This window comes from Kosakonia beeri, from assembly GCF_054165705.1.
The window spans coordinates 185,143-202,791 of sequence record NZ_CM135106.1; the positions used below are offsets into that span (position 1 = coordinate 185,143).

General features: G+C 54.6%; 14 protein-coding genes, 1 tRNA gene and 3 other RNA genes. 11 read left to right on the forward strand and 7 right to left on the reverse strand.

What is annotated here, in order from left to right; all coding sequences use genetic code 11:
- Nucleotides 1–51 precede the first annotated feature (51 nt).
- The 5 genes from ghrB to ACUY4S_RS00905 form a co-directional block, all read right to left on the reverse strand.
- Nucleotides 52–1,026: a glyoxylate/hydroxypyruvate reductase GhrB gene (gene ghrB, locus ACUY4S_RS00885; protein ID WP_312690060.1), complete on the reverse strand. Its 975-nt coding sequence runs from the start codon at nt 1,024–1,026 to the stop codon at nt 52–54.
- Nucleotides 1,023–2,315, reverse strand: a complete 1,293-nt coding sequence (locus ACUY4S_RS00890; RefSeq protein ID WP_312690059.1) for an MFS transporter — start codon at nt 2,313–2,315, stop codon at nt 1,023–1,025. The genes ghrB and ACUY4S_RS00890 overlap by 4 nt, the downstream gene beginning before the upstream one ends.
- Nucleotides 2,316–2,396: 81 nt before the next feature.
- Nucleotides 2,397–3,338, reverse strand: a complete 942-nt coding sequence (locus tag ACUY4S_RS00895; RefSeq protein WP_458022968.1) for a sugar kinase — start codon at nt 3,336–3,338, stop codon at nt 2,397–2,399.
- The gene (locus ACUY4S_RS00900; protein WP_458022967.1) at nt 3,331–4,092 is read right to left on the reverse strand and encodes a sugar phosphate isomerase/epimerase family protein; all 762 of its coding nucleotides are present in this window, start codon (nt 4,090–4,092) and stop codon (nt 3,331–3,333) included. Before ACUY4S_RS00900 ends, ACUY4S_RS00895 begins: the two co-directional genes overlap by 8 nt.
- Before the next feature lie 112 nt (nt 4,093–4,204).
- Entirely contained in the window at nt 4,205–5,221 is a 1,017-nt protein-coding gene (locus tag ACUY4S_RS00905) for a LacI family DNA-binding transcriptional regulator (RefSeq protein WP_458022966.1), read from the reverse strand.
- Between the two features lie 180 nt (nt 5,222–5,401).
- Here ACUY4S_RS00905 and ACUY4S_RS00910 point away from each other — a divergent pair, with 180 nt between their 5' ends.
- Entirely contained in the window at nt 5,402–7,783 is a 2,382-nt protein-coding gene (locus ACUY4S_RS00910) for a molybdopterin guanine dinucleotide-containing S/N-oxide reductase (protein ID WP_312690206.1), read from the forward strand.
- Here ACUY4S_RS00910 and ACUY4S_RS00915 read toward each other — a convergent pair.
- Nucleotides 7,746–8,192 carry an N-acetyltransferase gene (locus tag ACUY4S_RS00915; protein ID WP_312690051.1) on the reverse strand — a complete coding sequence of 149 codons (447 nt, stop codon included), beginning with the start codon at nt 8,190–8,192 and terminating at the stop codon, nt 7,746–7,748. The two genes, ACUY4S_RS00910 and ACUY4S_RS00915, sit on opposite strands and share 38 nt — an antisense overlap.
- On the reverse strand, nt 8,173–8,751 hold the full coding sequence (gene tag / locus ACUY4S_RS00920) for a DNA-3-methyladenine glycosylase I (protein WP_312690049.1): 579 nt from the start codon (nt 8,749–8,751) through the stop codon (nt 8,173–8,175). Before tag ends, ACUY4S_RS00915 begins: the two co-directional genes overlap by 20 nt.
- A gap of 149 nt (nt 8,752–8,900) precedes the next feature.
- Here tag and ACUY4S_RS00925 point away from each other — a divergent pair, with 149 nt between their 5' ends.
- The 10 genes from ACUY4S_RS00925 (at nt 8,901) to dppB (ending at nt 17,642) form a co-directional block, all read left to right on the forward strand.
- Nucleotides 8,901–9,590, forward strand: a complete 690-nt coding sequence (locus ACUY4S_RS00925; RefSeq protein ID WP_312690047.1) for an autotransporter domain-containing protein — start codon at nt 8,901–8,903, stop codon at nt 9,588–9,590.
- A 242-nt stretch (nt 9,591–9,832) separates the two neighbouring features.
- Nucleotides 9,833–11,035 carry an L-lactate MFS transporter gene (locus tag ACUY4S_RS00930; protein WP_312690045.1) on the forward strand — a complete coding sequence of 401 codons (1,203 nt, stop codon included), beginning with the start codon at nt 9,833–9,835 and terminating at the stop codon, nt 11,033–11,035.
- Nucleotides 11,036–11,163: 128 nt separating this feature from the next.
- Nucleotides 11,164–11,595, forward strand: a complete 432-nt coding sequence (locus ACUY4S_RS00935) for an organic hydroperoxide resistance protein (RefSeq protein ID WP_312690043.1) — start codon at nt 11,164–11,166, stop codon at nt 11,593–11,595.
- Between the two features lie 216 nt (nt 11,596–11,811).
- Complete coding sequence (eptB, locus tag ACUY4S_RS00940; protein WP_458022965.1) at nt 11,812–13,491, forward strand: kdo(2)-lipid A phosphoethanolamine 7''-transferase; 1,680 nt, start codon at nt 11,812–11,814, stop codon at nt 13,489–13,491.
- 91 nt (nt 13,492–13,582) lie between these two features.
- A tRNA-Pro gene (locus ACUY4S_RS00945) sits at nt 13,583–13,659 on the forward strand.
- 36 nt (nt 13,660–13,695) lie between these two features.
- Nucleotides 13,696–13,828: non-coding RNA, RtT sRNA (locus ACUY4S_RS00950), on the forward strand.
- Between the two features lie 36 nt (nt 13,829–13,864).
- Nucleotides 13,865–13,997: non-coding RNA, RtT sRNA (locus ACUY4S_RS00955), on the forward strand.
- A 36-nt stretch (nt 13,998–14,033) separates the two neighbouring features.
- Nucleotides 14,034–14,166: non-coding RNA, RtT sRNA (locus ACUY4S_RS00960), on the forward strand.
- Between the two features lie 713 nt (nt 14,167–14,879).
- On the forward strand, nt 14,880–16,487 hold the full coding sequence (gene dppA, locus ACUY4S_RS00965) for a dipeptide ABC transporter periplasmic-binding protein DppA (RefSeq protein WP_312690039.1): 1,608 nt from the start codon (nt 14,880–14,882) through the stop codon (nt 16,485–16,487).
- A gap of 135 nt (nt 16,488–16,622) precedes the next feature.
- Complete coding sequence (dppB, locus tag ACUY4S_RS00970; protein ID WP_312690037.1) at nt 16,623–17,642, forward strand: dipeptide ABC transporter permease DppB; 1,020 nt, start codon at nt 16,623–16,625, stop codon at nt 17,640–17,642.
- Nucleotides 17,643–17,649: the final 7 nt, after the last annotated feature.

Consider the following 17,649-nt stretch of genomic DNA (forward strand, 5'->3'; position numbering starts at 1 on the left):
CGCCTCTTTTTTATTGTCATCTCTGACCCCCCGCAGGGAGGGGTGATTAATTTAGCCAGCCACCTGCGGGTTAACGCAGTTTTTCTCCACGTTACCCTTCAATGCGTCTATCAGGTTATCCACCGCGCACGCCGCCATGTTGTAGCGCGTTTCGTGCGTGGCAGAGCCAATATGCGGCAGTGCGACCACATTGGGTAACGACAACAGCGGGGAGTCGGCGGGCAGCGGCTCTTTTTCAAACACATCCAGCCCGGCAGCGTGGATTTCACCGCTTTGCAGAGCATGCACCAGTGCTTGTTCGTCAACTACCGGGCCGCGACCGGCGTTAATAAAGATGGCGGACTTTTTCATCATGGCGAACTGTTTCTCGCCAATTAAATGGTGCGTTTCGTCAGTAAGCGGCAGGATCAGGCAAATAAAATCGGACTCTTTCAGGAGCGTCTCCAGGTCACAATAACGTGCCTGAAAGCGCTCCTCTGCCTCGGTATGATGGCGGCGAGCGTTATACAGAACGGGCATGCCGAATCCAAAATGCGCGCGCTGGGCCAGCGCCATACCGATCCGACCCATGCCGATAATACCCAACGTTTTATGATGGACATCGACACCAAACCAGTCCGCGCCGATGCCGGACTTCCACTCGCCCGCTTTCACCCGATTAGCCACTTCTACTACCCGGCGGGCGCTGCTCAGCACCAGCGCCATGATGGTATCGGCAACGGTTTCGGTCAGAACGGTCGGCGTGTGCATCAGCAAAATTTTGCGGGCATTCAGCGCATCCACATCAAAGTTGTCATACCCGACGGAAACGGTAGAAGTGGCGCGCAGGTGCGGCATCTTCTCCAGCAGCGCTTGATCCACTTTTTCACTGGACCCCAGCAATCCCTGCGCACTGGCGAAGGCGTCGGCGTGCTGCTCGACGGTTTGCGGCTTCAGATCGGCAACCTGGGTGACGGTAAAGTGCGTTTCCAGACGCTTGAGCAAGTCTTCGGGCAAGACTTTGTACAGGATGATGGACGGCTTCATGCGGTTCTCCCTCGTGGTGATGCGCCTGCCGAAACCAATTTATTGTTAGCAGGCTTAACAATTAAAGTAAGCCACACAGAGGCGAAAAGCGCTACCCCCATGAAAATGTACGACGCTGCCGGGCTGCCGGTCGCGCCGTTCAGATACCCTACAACCCAGGAACCACAGAACGAGCCCAGCGCGCCCATGCTGTTGATTAACGCCATTGCGCCGCCGGCAACGTTACGTGGCAGCATCTCGGGAATAATCGCGAAGAATGGCCCATACGGCGCATACATTGCCGCGCCGGCGATGACCAGTAACGTGTAGGAGATCCAGAAGTGGTTCGCGCCCACCGCCCAGGAGCCGATAAACGCGAAGGCACCCATCAGCAGCAGAGGCCAGACGAACAGTTTGCGGTTTTGCAGTTTATCCGATGCCCAGGACGCCAGTAGCATTGCCAGCGTGGCCGCGAGGTAAGGAACCGACGACAACCAGCCCACTTCGACCATGCCGAGGTTTTCGCCGCCGCTGCGGATAATGGACGGCAGCCACAGCACAAACCCATACACGCCAATACTCCAGGCGAAATACTGCAGACACAGCAGGATGACATTACGTGAGCGGAAGGCTTCACTGTAGTTGCGCACAGCTTTAATACCCTGTTGCTCTTTATCCAGTTGGGCCTTAAGCGCCGCTTTTTCTTCGCCGGAAAGCCAGTTCACCTGTTCAGGTTTATCTTTAACCAGCACCCACCAGCAGAACGCCCAAATCACCGCTGGAATGCCTTCAATGATAAACATTTCGCGCCAGCCAAAGGACTGAATCAAATAGCCAGATACCACTGACATCCACAGCACAGTGACCGGGTTGCCGAGGATCAGAAACGTATTCGCGCGTGAGCGTTCCGATTTGGTAAACCAGTTACTGATATAAATCAGCATGGCTGGCATCACGGCCGCTTCCACTACACCAAGGATAAAGCGGATCGCCGCCAGCATGGGGATGTTGTTGACCACGCCGGTTAACGACGCACAACCGCCCCATAAAATCAGGCAGATAAAAATCAGCTTACGCACGCTACGGCGTTCGGCATAGACCGCGCCGGGGATCTGGAAAAAGAAGTACCCAAGAAAGAAGAGGGCACCCAGCAGAGACGAGATCCCTTTGGTAATGCCCAGATCGTCATTGATCCCGGCGGCAGAGGCGAAACTGAAGTTCGCCCGGTCCAGATAAGCCAGACTGTAGGTGATAAACACAATCGGCATAATATACAGCCAGCGTTTTGTCGGATTCGTTGCTTTATTCATAAGGCTGCCTCCAGTTGAGGTTACTCGCCGTCTGTTTGTAGGGGACAGATCGGTGTTATTTGCGGCGAAACAGGCGAAAAACTACCACGCGCCTAACTGCTCACGCGTTGGCAAACCTTCGCTGTCGCCTGGCACTTGTATCGCCAGCGCGCCAATGGTGTTACCACGGCGCACTGCATCGACCAGGGTTTTGCCCTCCAGCAGGGCGCTGATCACGCCCACAGCGAAGCCATCTCCGGCGCCGACAGTGTCTACAACGTTGTCCACTTTTATCGGCGCAACGGCACCTTGCTCGCCGCTGGCGTTTTTAAACCAGGCGCCATCCGGCCCGGTCTTGATCACCACGGCCTGCACGCCGCGTTCCAGATAGAAATCCGCAATGCCTTCCGGCGTGTGTTGGCCCGTCAGGGTGATGCCCTCTTTTAACCCTGGCAACACCCAGTCTGCCTGGAAGGCGAGCTGGTTCAGTTTCTCTACCATCTCTGCTTCGCTACGCCACAACACCGGGCGCAGATTGGGATCGAAAGAGATTGTCCTGCCCTGTGATTTCATGATATTTGCCGCATGGTCCAGCAAGGCATATGACGAGTCGGATAACGCTGCGGCCACGCCGCTTAAATGCAGGTGCCGTGCCTGACGGAAAACGGCATTATTGAAATCTTCTGGCGACAAATGGCTAGCGGCGGAGCCTTTACGGAAATATTCCACAATGGGATCGGTTCCATTTTCGGCTTTAGATTTCAACTGAAAACCGGTCGGATAACGCCCGTCCAGCGTCACGCCTGTACGGTCAATCCCCTCTTTTTGCAGCGTATCGAGAATAAAGCGGCCAAAGCTGTCATCGCCGACACGGCTTATCCAGCTCACCTTCAGGCCGAGCCGCGCCAGTCCGGTGGCCACATTCAGCTCTGCGCCTGCCGCACGTTTAATAAACTGCCCGGCAGCGGCCAGATCGCCGGTTTCGGTGGCGACGAACATCGCCATGGCTTCACCGACAGTGACAACATCCAGTGGGCTATGCATGGCGTGGCTCCTTCCGTAAGGCGTTTACGTAACGACGTGTGACGGCGGCGAGATCATCGCCTTCAAGCGGGAATTCAATACCGCGCGGCGCATCTGCCGGGAGGTTATCCAGCAGGGTTAGCCAGCGGGGATCCGCCAGGTCAGGCGGCACAGCGCGATAGCGATCGCCATGCGCAATGGCGGCTTTTACATGGATATAGCTGACGGCGGGTGCCAACTGGCGTGCGGCTTCTTCCGGCGAATCGCCCACCCAGAGCCAGTTGCCCGTATCGAAAGTCAGTGTGACGGGCAGGGCCAGCGTATGGCAGGCTGCCTTAAAACGCAGCATTGGTGCCAGCCTGCCGCATTCGGTTTGATCATTTTCCACCACCAGCCCCACCGTGCTGTTCGCCAGCCATTCCCGTAGCGTCTCAAGCTCCGCGCTATGACGAAAGTGACCCAGGGAAACTTTCAGCCACAGCGCGTTCAGCGTTTGTGCTTCGGCCAGTAATTGCGGCAGGCGGGGGTTGAGTGCGCCGTCTTCGAGGCACAACGGCTCTGGCGCGGAGTAGCAGGCCTGCAAGTGGTGGTTTTGTACGGCGTGCGCCAGTGCTGGCAAGTGAGTCAGTTCGGCTTCGCTCAACAATTCGCGGCGGATTTCCACCCCGTCAGCGCCTGCGTCGGCCACAATCGGTAACAGGGCCAATTGCCCGCCCAGCGCGTCAATAGCGTCATGGCCATAGGCGGCGGTGACAACAATAATCTTTCTCTGCATAGTCCGGCTCCAACATCGATCGACATGACTTCAGTCTGCCTTTAACGCTAGATGGAACCGGTTCCAAAGAAAAGTTTACTGTGCCGAATTTATGATCACTATCACGAAGCTTTTAGCGTGAGGTGGAGCCGCGAACGATCAATTCGCCGGAAAATACCTGCTCGCGCACGGTGTCGCTGTGGCCTTCGATGCGCCGTACCACTTGTTCTACAGCGGCATAGCCGATTTGCCAGGTGGGTTGTTTGAGCGTAGTGATCCCGACACCTGCCAGTTCTGCCCACTCCAGTTCATCAAAGCCGAGCAAACCGATATCGCTACCCCAGTTCAACCCGATGCGTTTTAAAGCCCGCGCCACTTGCAGAGTTAATGCGCCATTGGCGGAAATCACGGCTTTACGCATGCCCCGGTGGCTGGCGTGGAACTGACGCAAGACATTGTCCATGATGGCGGCGTCATGCAGCGGCGTTTCGGCGTTTTCTGCCACCACGCCAGGATAACGCGCGAGCGTGGCGCGAAAGGCGCTTAGGCGTTCGCGGCGGGTATTGACCGTGCCAAGCGGTTCGCTGAGAAAAAGTAACGCCTCGAAGCCCTGTTCAATCAAATGCTCCGTGGCGGTAGTGGCGGCATGGGTGTTATCCAGTCCGACAACATCACAGGCGAAATCCGGAATTTTGCGGTCGATAAGTACCATTGGCAGAGCGGATTGTTGCAGGCGATTAAGCCCTTCTTCACGCATGCCGACCGCGTTGACCACAATGCCCTCGACCTGGTAGCTGCGCAGCAGGTCAAGATAGTGCAACTCCTGATCGACTTCGTTGTTGGTGTTACACACCAGCGGAGTGAAGCCCTTCTCGCGGCACGCCGCCTCAATGCCGCTTAACACATGTACAGAGTAAGGATTGGTGATATCGGCGATGATCAAACCAATCAGGCGGGTACGCCCACGTTTCAGGCCGCGCGCCATCAGGCTGGGGCGGTAATCCAGCTCGGCTATCGCCTGTTCAATACGCGCCAGCAGCGCGGCGGACAGCAGGTGTTTTTCACCATTCAGGTAGCGGGAAATACTGGTTTTACCGGTTTTCGCTGCTTTTGCGACATCGCTAATGGTTGCGCGTGCTGTTTTCGCCATGACTGCGTCCCTCGCCGTGAATATTTGCCCACACCTTAGCGCGAAATGGCGTTCAATCAAGCACTAAGATAATGTCTTTGCCGCGCTTATCACCTCTGGTATGCGCGTAATGACGTTTAATTCTTTGCTATCCCAACGTCACTGTGGATGATAGAACGCAATGAAGTTCCAACAGACACCATGAATACGGCGAACCGCCGTCATCACCTGCATGCTATTCAGGAGCGCGCTTTGGCAAACTCTGCTATCAAAACTGTTCTTACGGCGGCCCACTGGGGGCCAATGCTGGTCGATACCGACGGCGAAAACGTGCTTGCTTCACGCGGGGCGCTGCCTGTTCGCCACCCGAACTCATTGCAAACAGTCGTGCAGGAGCAAGTGCACAGTCCCACACGAGTTCGCTACCCGATGGTACGCAAAGGTTTTCTTGCATCGCCTGCTAATCCGCAGGGCGTGCGGGGCCAGGATGAGTTTGTCCGTGTCAGCTGGGACGATGCGCTGACGCTCATCCACCAGCAGCATAAACGCATTCGTGACAGTTACGGGCCGGCATCGATTTTTGCCGGTTCGTATGGGTGGCGTTCAAACGGCGTGCTGCACAAAGCCGCGACGTTGTTACAACGCTATATGAGTCTGGCGGGGGGGTACACGGGCCATCTGGGGGATTATTCCACCGGTGCGGCGCAGGCGATCATGCCGTATGTGGTCGGTAGCAACGAAGTGTACCAACAACAGACCAGCTGGCCGCTGATCCTTGAACACAGTGAGGTGGTGGTGCTGTGGAGCGCCAATCCGCTCAATACGCTGAAGATTGCCTGGAACGCGAGCGATGAACAGGGCATTCCTTATTTTGACGCGCTGCGAAAAAGCGGGAAACGGGTGATCTGCATCGATCCTATGCGCTCGGAAACCGTCGATTTCTTTGGCGACAGCATCGAGTGGCTCGCACCGCATATGGGCACTGACGTGGCGTTAATGCTCGGCATTGCGCATACGCTGGTGGAACATAGCTGGCAGGATAATGATTTTCTGGCACGGTGTACCGTGGGCTACGACGCGTTTGCGGCTTATCTGACTGGCGAGCGCGACGGCGTGCCGAAAACGGCGGAATGGGCAGCAGATATTTGCGGTATTGATGCGCCAAAAATCCGCGAACTGGCGCAACTTTTCCATGAAAACACCACCATGCTGATGTCCGGCTGGGGCATGCAGCGTCAGCAATTTGGCGAGCAAAAACACTGGATGCTGGTGACGCTGGCCGCCATGCTTGGCCAGATTGGCACGCCCGGCGGCGGTTTTGGTCTCTCTTACCATTTTGCCAACGGCGGCAACCCGACGCGTCGTGCGGCAGTGCTGGCTTCGATGCAGGGCACCGTGAAGGACGGGACCGACGCTGTGGATAAAATTCCCGTCGCCCGCATTGTTGAAGCGCTGGAAAACCCCGGCGGTGCTTATCAGCACAACGGTATGAACCGCCACTTCCCTGATATCCGTTTTGTCTGGTGGGCAGGTGGCGCGAACTTTACCCACCATCAGGACACCAATCGCTTGATCCGCGCCTGGCAAAAACCCGAACTGGTGGTGATTTCAGAATGCTTCTGGACGGCAGCCGCTAAGCATGCCGATATCGTGCTGCCAGCGACCACCTCGTTTGAACGCAATGACCTGACCATGACCGGCGATTACAGCAACCAGCATCTGGTGCCAATGAAGCGCGTGGTGGCTCCGCAGTACGAAGCGCGTGATGACTGGGAGGTGTTTGCTGAACTGAGCGAACGCTGGGAGGCAGGTGGGCGCGAGCGCTTTACCGAAGGGAAAAGCGATCTGCAATGGCTGGAAACGTTCTATGAGATTGCGGGTCAGCGCGGTGCCAGCCAGCAAGTCACCTTACCGCCTTTTGAGCAGTTCTGGCAGGCCAACCAGTTGATTGAGATGCCTGAAAGCGAGCAAAATGCGCGCTTCGTTCGCTTCGGTGATTTTCGCCGTGACCCGCAGGCGAATCCGCTAAAAACGCCGAGCGGTAAAATCGAAATCTTCTCCGAGCGTATTCAACGTTTCGGCTATGCCGACTGCCCGCCACACCCAATGTGGCTGGAGCCGGACGAGTGGCACGGCAATGCTGAGCCGCAGCAGTTACAGGTGCTCTCTGCGCATCCGGCGCATCGCTTGCACAGTCAGCTTAACTTTACCCGCCTGCGTGAACAGTATGCGGTGGCCGGCCGCGAACCTGTTACCCTGCATCCGCAGGATGCACAGGCGCGCGGGATTGCAGACGGCGACGTGGTACGCGTGTGGAATGGGCGTGGGCAGGTGCTGGCGGGGGCAGTGGTGACAGAGGGCATTAAGCCTGGCGTTATCTGTATCCACGAAGGTGCTTGGCCGGATCTCGACCACCACGCCGGCGGTATTTGTAAAAATGGTGCAGTGAACGTGCTGACCAAAGATTTGCCCAGCTCGCGTCTTGGCAACGGCTGCGCCGGTAATACTGCGCTGGCGTGGATCGAGAAGTATCAAGGCCCGTCGCTTACCCTGACGGCGTTTGATCCGCCCGCCAGTTCATGATCCACGTCGGGTGACGTGTTTCATCCTGCCATGCGCTCTCTTCGATACGAAAACCCTGCGCATGGTAGAAGTTAACCGCCCGTTCGTTCTTCTGGTAAACTTCAAGGCTGAGCCATGAAAAGTGCTGTTTGGCATGATCAATCAGCCTTTTACCAATACCGCGACGCAGTGCTGCGGGGCGGACAAACAGCGCCCCGATAAACTGTTCATCCATTACGCTAATAAATCCTGTCAGTTCGCCGTTTTCTTCCCAGACCCAGGTCTGCGCAACCGGCAGGTAAGCACTGCGCACCAGCGCTTCGCTCTCATGCCAGTAGCTTTCCTGGATAAAGGGATGGGCGAAGATAGTGCTCTCCAGCCAGAGCTCGATCAGCGGCGACAAGTCCTGGTTATGCCACTCGCGGATCATGCGCGCTCCCGGCATGGCAGATACAGCCTGTAACATGGTCGTTGACCAGACCGCAGGCCTGCATAAACGAGTAACAGATGGTGGTACCCACGAATTTAAAGCCACGCTTTTTTAGCGCCTTTGACAGCGCATCGGACGCGGGCGTTGAGGTGGGGATCTCGCCGAGCGTGGCAGCCTGGGTTATCTGTGGCGTATGATCCACAAACCCCCAGACAAATTCTGAAAATGACTCGCCATTTTGCGCCATGGACAGGTAGGCGCGGGCATTACCGATAATCGCTTCAAGTTTACCGCGATGGCGGATAATACCGGCATTTTGCAGTAGTTTTTCTACATCTTCTACGGTCATTGCGGCAACGCGTTCGGGGTCGAAGTGATGAAAGGCCTCACGGTAATTTTCGCGTTTTTTCAATACGGTAATCCACGAAAGCCCGGCTTGCTGGCCTTCGAGGCAGATCATCTCGAACAGTTTTTTGCCATCCTTTTGCACCACGCCCCATTCGGTATCGTGGTAAGCAAGATAGAGCGGGTCCTGAGTGACCCATCCGCAACGTTGCATATCCTTACTCCGTTCTCGATATAGTGAAATAGATCGTCAACCCATCTTGACGTGTGTGTTAAAAAGACAATATTTACTAAAGGGTCTTAGGCCCGACAACAACGATAACAATTACGCCGTGTTCGGCTCTTTTCTGGAGTCGCAAATTGATGAAAATTAAAAACAGTGGCCTGTTGGTTGCGCTAGTGCCTGCCTGTCTCTTTTTTTGCGAGGCGGCAATGGCGTGGCAGCAAGAATATATTATTACTGACCACCAGAACGCGACCTCTGCGCGCTATACCTGGGATAGCGCTCGCCAACCGCGTTACAACGATATTCTCGAGGAGCGTATTCGCTCTGCGCAGAATTCGCCGGGTATTGCTTTTAACCTGCCGGACAACGCCCCGCTGGACGCCACCAGCACCATGAGTATTGGCCTGAATATCCCGCTGGCGCAGGGGTTAACGACCGGGCCGGTCGCGGTGTGGCGTTACGACGGTTCCACGACCTCAATGTATAACGAATTCGGCGATAGCGCGACCAACGCACAGTACAGCGATCCGTTGTGGCATGCCAGCGTCAGCTCGTTGGGATGGCGTGTGGACAGCCGCGTCGGCGGCCTGCGCCCATGGGCGCAAATCAGTTATAACCAGCAAATAGGCGAGAACGTCTGGAAAAGCCAGTCCGGGTTCTATCGGCTGGCCGCTGCCAGCCAGTATGGCAACTGGCTGGACGTAACGCTGGGCGCCGATATGCTGCTGAATTCGCACCTGGCCGCTTATGCCTCCATGTCGCAGTCAGAAAATGTCACCCTCGGGCAAAACTACCTCTACAGCATGGGGGTAAGCGCCCGTTTTTAAGTACATTTAAAACAAACTTTTTACAGTTAAGAAACAATAGCAGCGCGATTTGCATTGATAGTATGTACTAACTCACATTCCTGAATGGCCGCCTCGTTTTTTTGGCGCGCCATTCATTCCCGCTCAGAGGCATTTCATTCCTTCTTTACTGCATTTCATGCCTTTTTTACCCCGGCGTGAAATGCGCTTCGTTATGGTTGTCGGCAGTGAATTCCTTTCTTTTCTTCTGCAGGACGACTGCCATGAAAACTTCCATTGTTAATCGCACGCGCTGGCTGACGCTGGTCGGCACCATTATTACGCAGTTTGCGTTAGGGTCTGTTTATACCTGGAGTTTGTTCAACAGTTCACTGGCGGAAAAGCTGGATGAGCCGGTGAGCCAGGTTGCCTTCTCCTTTGGCTTGTTGAGTCTCGGACTGGCGCTCTCATCGTCAGTCGCCGGGAAATTACAGGAACGTTTTGGCGTTAAACGTGTCACTATGGCTTCCGGCGTTCTGCTCGGCATTGGTTTCTTCCTGACCGCGCACTCTCACAATCTGTTAATGCTGTGGCTCAGCGCAGGCGTGCTGGTCGGCCTGGCTGATGGTGCCGGTTACCTGTTAACACTCTCCAACTGCGTAAAATGGTTTCCGGAACGCAAAGGGCTTATCTCTGCGTTTTCCATTGGTTCTTATGGCCTTGGCAGCCTGGGTTTTAAATTTATCGACAGTCATTTGCTGGCGACGGTGGGCCTGGAAAGCACTTTTATGATCTGGGGGGCCATTGTGCTGGTGATGATCGTTTTTGGTGCCACCCTGATGACCGATGCGCCATTGCAAAAAGCCACCTCTGTTAACGGCGTGGTCGAAAATGATTTCACGCTGGCGCAATCCATGCGTAAACCGCAGTACTGGATGCTGGCGGTCATGTTCCTGACGGCCTGCATGAGTGGCCTGTATGTGATCGGCGTGGCGAAGGATATCGCGCAAGGCATGGTGCACCTGGATGTGGCAACAGCAGCCAATGCGGTAACCGTGATTGCCATTGCTAACCTGAGTGGTCGCCTGGTGCTGGGCATCCTGTCTGACAAAATGGCCCGAATCAGGGTGATCACGCTTGGCCAGGTGATTTCGCTGGTGGGTATGGCAGCGCTGCTGTTCGCTCCGCTGAATGGGCTGACCTTCTTTGCGGCAATCGGTTGTGTGGCCTTTAACTTCGGGGGGACGATCACCGTCTTCCCGTCGCTGGTCAGCGAATTCTTCGGTCTGAACAATCTGGCGAAAAATTACGGTGTGATTTATCTCGGCTTCGGTATCGGCAGCATTTGTGGTTCGATTATCGCCTCGCTGTTTGGCGGCTTTTATGTCACTTTCTGCGTGATCTTCGCGCTGCTGATTATTTCTCTGGCGCTGTCTACCACCATTCGCCAGCCGCAACGCCATTTTTATAAAGAGGCGCACGCCTGACCGACCGGTTAGTCAAAGTGTGCTCAGCAAAAACCGCCGCTCCGGCGGTTTTTTTGATCTGCGCCGCACACTCCTGACAGAGCGACTATCCTTATAGGTCAGGTTTCTTCCAACAGAAGGAGTTTTACATGTCCTTAGAAAAAGTGGTTTACCGTGCGAAAGCAAAAGCAACCGGGGGCCGTGATGGCCGCGCAACCTCTTCTGATGGCGTGCTGGATGTCAAACTGGGCGTACCCAAAGAAATGGGGGGAGCGGGTGGGGAAGTGACCAACCCGGAACAGCTCTTTGCCGCTGGATATTCCGCCTGTTTCCTGGGTGCGCTGAAACATGTTGCCTCGGTCGAGAAAAAGAAAGTACCGCAGGAAGCGTATATTGAAGGACAGGTCGGGATCGGTCCTCTGCCGACCGGTTTTGGTATTGAAGCGCAGCTGGATATCCACCTGCCGGGGATGGATCACGCCGAAGCTGAGGCGCTGGTGCAAAAAGCCCATATTGTGTGCCCTTATTCAAACGCCACACGCGGCAATATCGACGTTAAGCTGAATGTGATCACCTCCTGATATCAAATAAGCTAATCGTTTTCTGACGCTGACCGAATATTTTTGTAAATATGTGGTCAGCGTTCACTCCATCCTGACACTTTTCCGCCCCGCTATGGTCTACTTACCGCGCCTTAGAAGTTTCCATCCTTAACTTCCGTCGCACTCTGTTTGCCTGCCTGCGTTACTGTTCGACGCTTGTCGGGCGCTGTTTCCCCTTTTTTCAGGGTCGTTTGCATGAGTTATATCAAAACGATGACCCAGCAGAAGCTGAGCTTCTTCCTGGCGTTGTATATCGGTCTGTTTATGAATAGCGCGGTTTTTTATCGTCGGTTTGACGGTTATGCGCAAGCTTTCACCGTTTTGAAAGGACTCTCTGCGGTTGTTGAACTGGCAGGTACGGTGTTGGTTACCTTTTTCCTGCTGCGCGTTCTATCGTTGTTTGGCCGCCGCGCCTGGCGCGTACTGGCTTCGCTGGTCGTGCTGTTTTCCGCCTGTGCCAGCTTCTATATGACTTTCCTTAACGTGGTGATCGGCTATGGCATTATTGCCTCGGTGATGACCACGGATATTGACCTCTCCAAAGAAGTGGTGGGCTGGCAACTGATTGTCTGGGTTGTGCTGGTCAGCGCGTTGCCGTTGCTCTTTATCTGGAGTAATCGTTGCCGCTACACGCTGCTGCGCCAGTTGCATACGCCCGGCCAGCGCCTTCGCAGTGTGACGCTGGTGGTGCTGGCGGGGTTGATGGTGTGGGGGCCGATTCGTCTGCTGGATATGCAGCAAAAAGATGATGAGAAAATCTCCGGCGTAGATATGCCCAGTTATGGCGGGGTGGTGGCCAACTCTTATCTGCCTTCTAACTGGCTTTCGGCACTGGGGCTGTATGCCTGGGCGCAGGTGGATGAGTCTTCAGACAATAAGTCACTGATGAACCCGGCGACAAAGTTTACCTACGTGGCGCCGAAAGATATCGATGATACCTGGGTCGTCTTTATTATCGGCGAAACAACGCGTTGGGATCATATGGGGATGCTGGGTTATTCCCGTGACACCACCCCGAAACTGGCGCAGGAGAAAAACCTGGTTGCTTATCGCGGCGAGTCCTGCGATACGGCGACAAAACTCTCTTTACGCTGCATGTTTGTGCGTGAAGGCGGGGCAGACGATAACCCGCAACGTACGCTGAAAGAGCAAAATGTGTTTGCGGTGCTCAAGCAACTGGGGTTCACCACCGATTTGTACGCCATGCAGAGCGAGATGTGGTTCTACAGCAATACCATGGCAGACAACATAGCCTATCGCGAGCAGATTGGTGCCGAGCCGCGTAACCGCGGTAAAAGCGTGGATGACATGCTGCTTATTGAGGAAATGCAACGCTCGCTGGACAATAAACATGCCGGTAAACACATGATTATTCTCCATACTAAAGGCTCGCACTTTAATTACACCCAGCGCTACCCGCGCAGCTTTGCGCAGTGGACGCCGGAGTGCCAGGCCAGCGGCAAATGCAGTAAAGAGGAGTTGATTAACTCGTATGATAATTCGGTCACGTATGTGGATCACTTTATCGATACGGTGATTGATAAGCTGCGCGATCGTAAGGCAATCATCTTCTACGCAGCCGACCACGGCGAGTCGATTAACGACAAAGAGCATTTGCATGGTACGCCGCGTAAAATGGCGCCGCCGGAGCAGTTCCGTGTGCCGATGATGGTGTGGATGTCCGATAAGTATTTGCAGGATCCGGACAAGGCGAAAATGTTCGCGCAACTGAAGCAGCAGGCGGCCTATAAAACGCCGCGCCGCCACGTTGAGCTGTACGACACGATAATGGGTTGCCTCGGTTATACCTCGCCAAATGGCGGGATTAACGAGAACAATAACTGGTGCCATTTGCGGTCGCAGCCCGCGAAGTAACTACGCTGCTGGCTTTCTCACCAGTCAGCGCGCTTTTTTACATTAAAGGATTGACGGGGCATGTTCACGGCAGTAAGATGCGCCCCGCATTCGGTGATTGGCGCAGCCTGGTAGCGCACTTCGTTCGGGACGAAGGGGTCGGAGGTTCGAATCCTCTATCACCGACCAAATTCAGAAAAACCCAACCGCAAGGTTGGGTTTTTTGCTTTCTGCGTCCCGAAGAGGATGAGAAACTCCGGGGGTGGAGGTTCGACCCGAGCGAAGCGAGAGAACGTTGCTTCAGCAACGGCCCGCAGGGCGAGCCACGCAGTGGCGAGTCATCCTCTGGCACCGACCAAATTCAGAAAAACCCAACCGCAAGGTTGGGTTTTTTGCTTTCTGCGTCCCGAAGAGGATGAGAAACTCCGGGGGTGGAGGTTCGACCCGAGCGAAGCGAGAGAACGTTGCTTCAGCAACGGCCCGCAGGGCGAGCCACGCAGTGGCGAGTCATCCTCTGGCACCGACCAAATTCAGAAAAACCCAACCGCAAGGTTGGGTTTTTTGCTTTCTGCGTCCAGAAGAGGATGATAAACTCCGGGGGTGGAGGTTCGACCCGAGCGAAGAGAGAGAACGTTGCTTCAGCAACGGCCCGCAGGGCGAGCCACGCAGTGGCGAGTCATCCTCTGGCACCGACCAAATTCAGAAAAACCCAGCCGCAAGGTTGGGTTTTTTGCTTTCTGCGCCTGCAAAACGTAACTGATTACAGGTTTGCCTCATCACCTCTGCTGCGCAGCAGAACGGGGGAGCGCAGCCCCCGCCAGCAACGCCGCAACATTCCTTTTCGTCAAAAATCTCGCTTATCCTCACTTCCCACTGCCAGTTCACTCTTTTGTGAGATATTCCATTGTATTTTTTTATATATAGATGAATCTTTTTTCGCGTTGCTTATAGATAGAGGCAGCATATTTCGCTGTGCGTTTTAGCGTTCACGGTATTAATCGCTCATATATTCAGCATATCGTAAGAAATTTTTTATAATCTGCATGAATGTTAATCACTGGATATATCGCGTTGTAAGGTGATTTGTCCTGCTCTTGAGGCAGTAGCATAAATTTCCCTGCTGAAAATAGAGGTTTGAAGTTTTTTTAAACTTTGTTTACGGATTCTCACCGCCGTTGTAAATCCCGGTTACCTGTATTGACGTTTTGACATTCTGTTGACAGATTGTAGGGCATGAGGGGCATTTCAAGGAGAATCTGCACTGCAACTCAGTCAACCTTGTGAAAGGAATCCCCATCTCTCATAAAGCCCTCGGGCACTACCGACCAGACCGGGTAAAAATCTAATAAAGGCCTGTCGGACATACCCCATGCAAGGGTAACAACACATATCACATTGGAGCAGAATCAATGAGTATTTCCTTGAAGAAGTCAGGGATGCTGAAGCTTGGTCTTAGCCTTGTGGCTATGACTGTAGCCGCCAGCGTGCAGGCAAAAACCCTGGTTTATTGTTCTGAAGGTTCGCCTGAAGGCTTCAACCCACAGCTTTTCACTTCTGGTACCACTTACGATGCCAGCTCAGTGCCGATTTATAACCGTCTGGTTGAATTTAAAACCGGCACAACTGAAGTCATTCCGGGTCTTGCTGAAAAGTGGGAAATCAGCGCCGATGGCAAAACGTACACTTTCCACCTGCGTAAAGGCGTAAAGTGGCAGGACAACAAAGGTTTTAAACCAACGCGTGAATTCAACGCAGATGACGTCGTCTTCTCCTTTGATCGTCAGAAAAACGCCCAGAATCCGTATCACAAAGTCTCTGGCGGCAGTTACGAATACTTCGAAGGTATGGGTCTGCCAGACCTGATTAGCGAAGTGAAGAAAGTGGACGATCATACCGTCCAGTTCGTCCTGACGCGTCCGGAGTCACCGTTCCTCGCCGATCTGGCGATGGATTTCGCGTCTATCCTCTCTAAAGAGTACGCAGACAACATGCTGAAAGCGGGCACACCGGAGAAAGTCGATCTTGATCCGATCGGTACCGGCCCGTTCCAGCTGCTGCAATACCAGAAAGACTCGCGCATTCTCTACAAAGCGTTTGAAGGATTCTGGGGCACCAAACCGAAAATCGATCGTCTGGTCTTCTCCATCACCCCAGACGCCTCAGTGCGTTACGCCAAGCTGCAGAAAAATGAGTGCCAGGTTATGCCGTACCCGAACCCGGCAGACATTGAACGCATGAAGCAGGATAAAAACATTACGCTGCTTGAGCAGGCGGGTCTGAACGTCGGCTATATGTCCTTCAATACCGAGAAGAAACCGTTTGATGATGTGAAAGTACGTCAGGCGCTGACTTACGCGGTGAACAAAGAAGCGATCATTAAAGCGGTGTACCAGGGCGCGGGCGTCGCGGCGAAAAACCTGATCCCGCCGACCATGTGGGGCTATAACGACGACGTTAAGGATTACACCTACGATCCTGAGAAAGCGAAACAACTGCTGAAAGAAGCAGGTCAGGATAAAGGCTTTACCGTTGAACTGTGGGCAATGCCGGTACAACGTCCGTACAACCCGAACGCTCGCCGCATGGCAGAGATGATTCAGGCTGACTGGGCGAAAGTGGGCGTGCAGGCCAAGATCGTCACCTACGAATGGGGTGAATACCTGAAGCGTGCGAAAGCAGGCGAACACCAGGCGGTGATGATGGGCTGGACCGGCGACAACGGGGATCCGGATAACTTCTTCGCCACGCTGTTCAGCTGCGCAGCGGCGAAAGACGGCTCTAACTACTCCCGCTGGTGCTATAAGCCGTTTGAAGATCTGATTCAGCCGGCGCGTGCGACCGACGACCATAACAAGCGTATTGAACTGTACAAACAAGCTCAGGTTGTGATGCATGATCAGGCTCCGGCGCTGATTGTGGCTCACTCCACCGTTTATGAGCCAGTGCGTAAAGAAGTCAAAGGCTATGTGGTTGATCCATTAGGCAAACACCACTTCGAAAACGTGTCTGTCGAATAATAAGTTCGAATCCTGACCCCTCTCCCTTTCCGGGAGAGGGGGAAAGGCGTTTTCCCTCTCAGGAGGGAATTCATTATTGTGAGTAATACAGACGCGCCGTCGCCAGGCGCTGCGTCACTACTGAGAATCCGGGTTATGTTGCAGTTCATTCTCCGACGTTTGGGGTTGGTTATCCCCACGTTTATCGGTATCACCCTTCTCACCTTTGCTTTTGTCCATATGATCCCCGGCGATCCGGTGATGATCATGGCGGGTGAGCGTGGTATCTCCCCTGAGCGTCACGCCCAGTTGCTGGCCGAGCTTGGACTCGACAAGCCGCTCTGGGAGCAATATGTCCAGTACGTCTGGGGCGTGTTGCATGGTGATTTAGGCATCTCTCTGAAGAGCCGTCTTCCGGTGTGGGACGAGTTCGTGCCGCGGTTTAAAGCGACACTCGAACTCGGTGTTTGCGCCATGATTTTTGCCGTTGCGGTTGGCATTCCGGTCGGTGTAATGGCTGCGGTGAAGCGCGGTTCCATTTTCGATCACACCGCCGTGAGTCTTGCGCTGACGGGTTACTCGATGCCTATTTTTTGGTGGGGCATGATGTTGATCATGCTGGTGTCGGTGCAGTTGAACCTGACGCCGGTTTCGGGGCGCGTCAGCGATATGGTGTTCCTTGATGACACGAATCCATTAACCGGGTTTATGTTGATAGACACCGCCATCTGGGGCGAAGAGGGGAACTTCATCGACGCACTGGCGCATATGATCCTGCCTGCGGTGGTCCTGGGGACAATCCCGTTAGCGGTGATTGTGCGTATGACGCGCTCATCCATGCTCGAAGTGCTGGGTGAAGATTATATTCGTACCGCCCGCGCGAAGGGGCTGACCCGCATGCGCGTGATTATCGTCCATGCACTGCGCAATGCGATGCTGCCCGTAGTGACGGTCATCGGTTTGCAGGTGGGAACGATGCTGGCAGGGGCCATCCTGACAGAAACCATCTTCTCGTGGCCAGGTCTTGGCCGCTGGCTGATTGATGCGCTGCAACGCCGTGACTATCCGGTGGTGCAGGGCGGGGTGCTGCTGGTGGCGACGATGATCATTCTCGTCAACCTGCTGGTAGACCTGCTTTACGGCGTGGTGAACCCGCGTATCCGGCATAAGAAGTAAGGGGCCA

What these genes read in the sequence shown, in the direction of transcription:
- dppA (WP_312690039.1), top strand. Translation starts at nt 14,880, where the DNA reads ATGAGTATTTCCTTGAAGAAGTCAGGGATGCTGAAGCTTGGTCTTAGC.
- ACUY4S_RS00890 (WP_312690059.1), bottom strand. Translation starts at nt 2,315, where the DNA reads ATGAATAAAGCAACGAATCCGACAAAACGCTGGCTGTATATTATGCCG.
- eptB (WP_458022965.1), top strand. Translation starts at nt 11,812, where the DNA reads ATGAGTTATATCAAAACGATGACCCAGCAGAAGCTGAGCTTCTTCCTG.
- dppB (WP_312690037.1), top strand. Translation starts at nt 16,623, where the DNA reads ATGTTGCAGTTCATTCTCCGACGTTTGGGGTTGGTTATCCCCACGTTT.
- tag (WP_312690049.1), bottom strand. Translation starts at nt 8,751, where the DNA reads ATGCAACGTTGCGGATGGGTCACTCAGGACCCGCTCTATCTTGCTTAC.
- ACUY4S_RS00905 (WP_458022966.1), bottom strand. Translation starts at nt 5,221, where the DNA reads ATGGCGAAAACAGCACGCGCAACCATTAGCGATGTCGCAAAAGCAGCG.
- ACUY4S_RS00935 (WP_312690043.1), top strand. Translation starts at nt 11,164, where the DNA reads ATGTCCTTAGAAAAAGTGGTTTACCGTGCGAAAGCAAAAGCAACCGGG.
- ACUY4S_RS00930 (WP_312690045.1), top strand. Translation starts at nt 9,833, where the DNA reads ATGAAAACTTCCATTGTTAATCGCACGCGCTGGCTGACGCTGGTCGGC.
- ACUY4S_RS00925 (WP_312690047.1), top strand. Translation starts at nt 8,901, where the DNA reads ATGAAAATTAAAAACAGTGGCCTGTTGGTTGCGCTAGTGCCTGCCTGT.
- ACUY4S_RS00900 (WP_458022967.1), bottom strand. Translation starts at nt 4,092, where the DNA reads ATGCAGAGAAAGATTATTGTTGTCACCGCCGCCTATGGCCATGACGCT.
- ACUY4S_RS00895 (WP_458022968.1), bottom strand. Translation starts at nt 3,338, where the DNA reads ATGCATAGCCCACTGGATGTTGTCACTGTCGGTGAAGCCATGGCGATG.
- ghrB (WP_312690060.1), bottom strand. Translation starts at nt 1,026, where the DNA reads ATGAAGCCGTCCATCATCCTGTACAAAGTCTTGCCCGAAGACTTGCTC.
- ACUY4S_RS00910 (WP_312690206.1), top strand. Translation starts at nt 5,402, where the DNA reads ATGAATACGGCGAACCGCCGTCATCACCTGCATGCTATTCAGGAGCGC.
- ACUY4S_RS00915 (WP_312690051.1), bottom strand. Translation starts at nt 8,192, where the DNA reads ATGATCCGCGAGTGGCATAACCAGGACTTGTCGCCGCTGATCGAGCTC.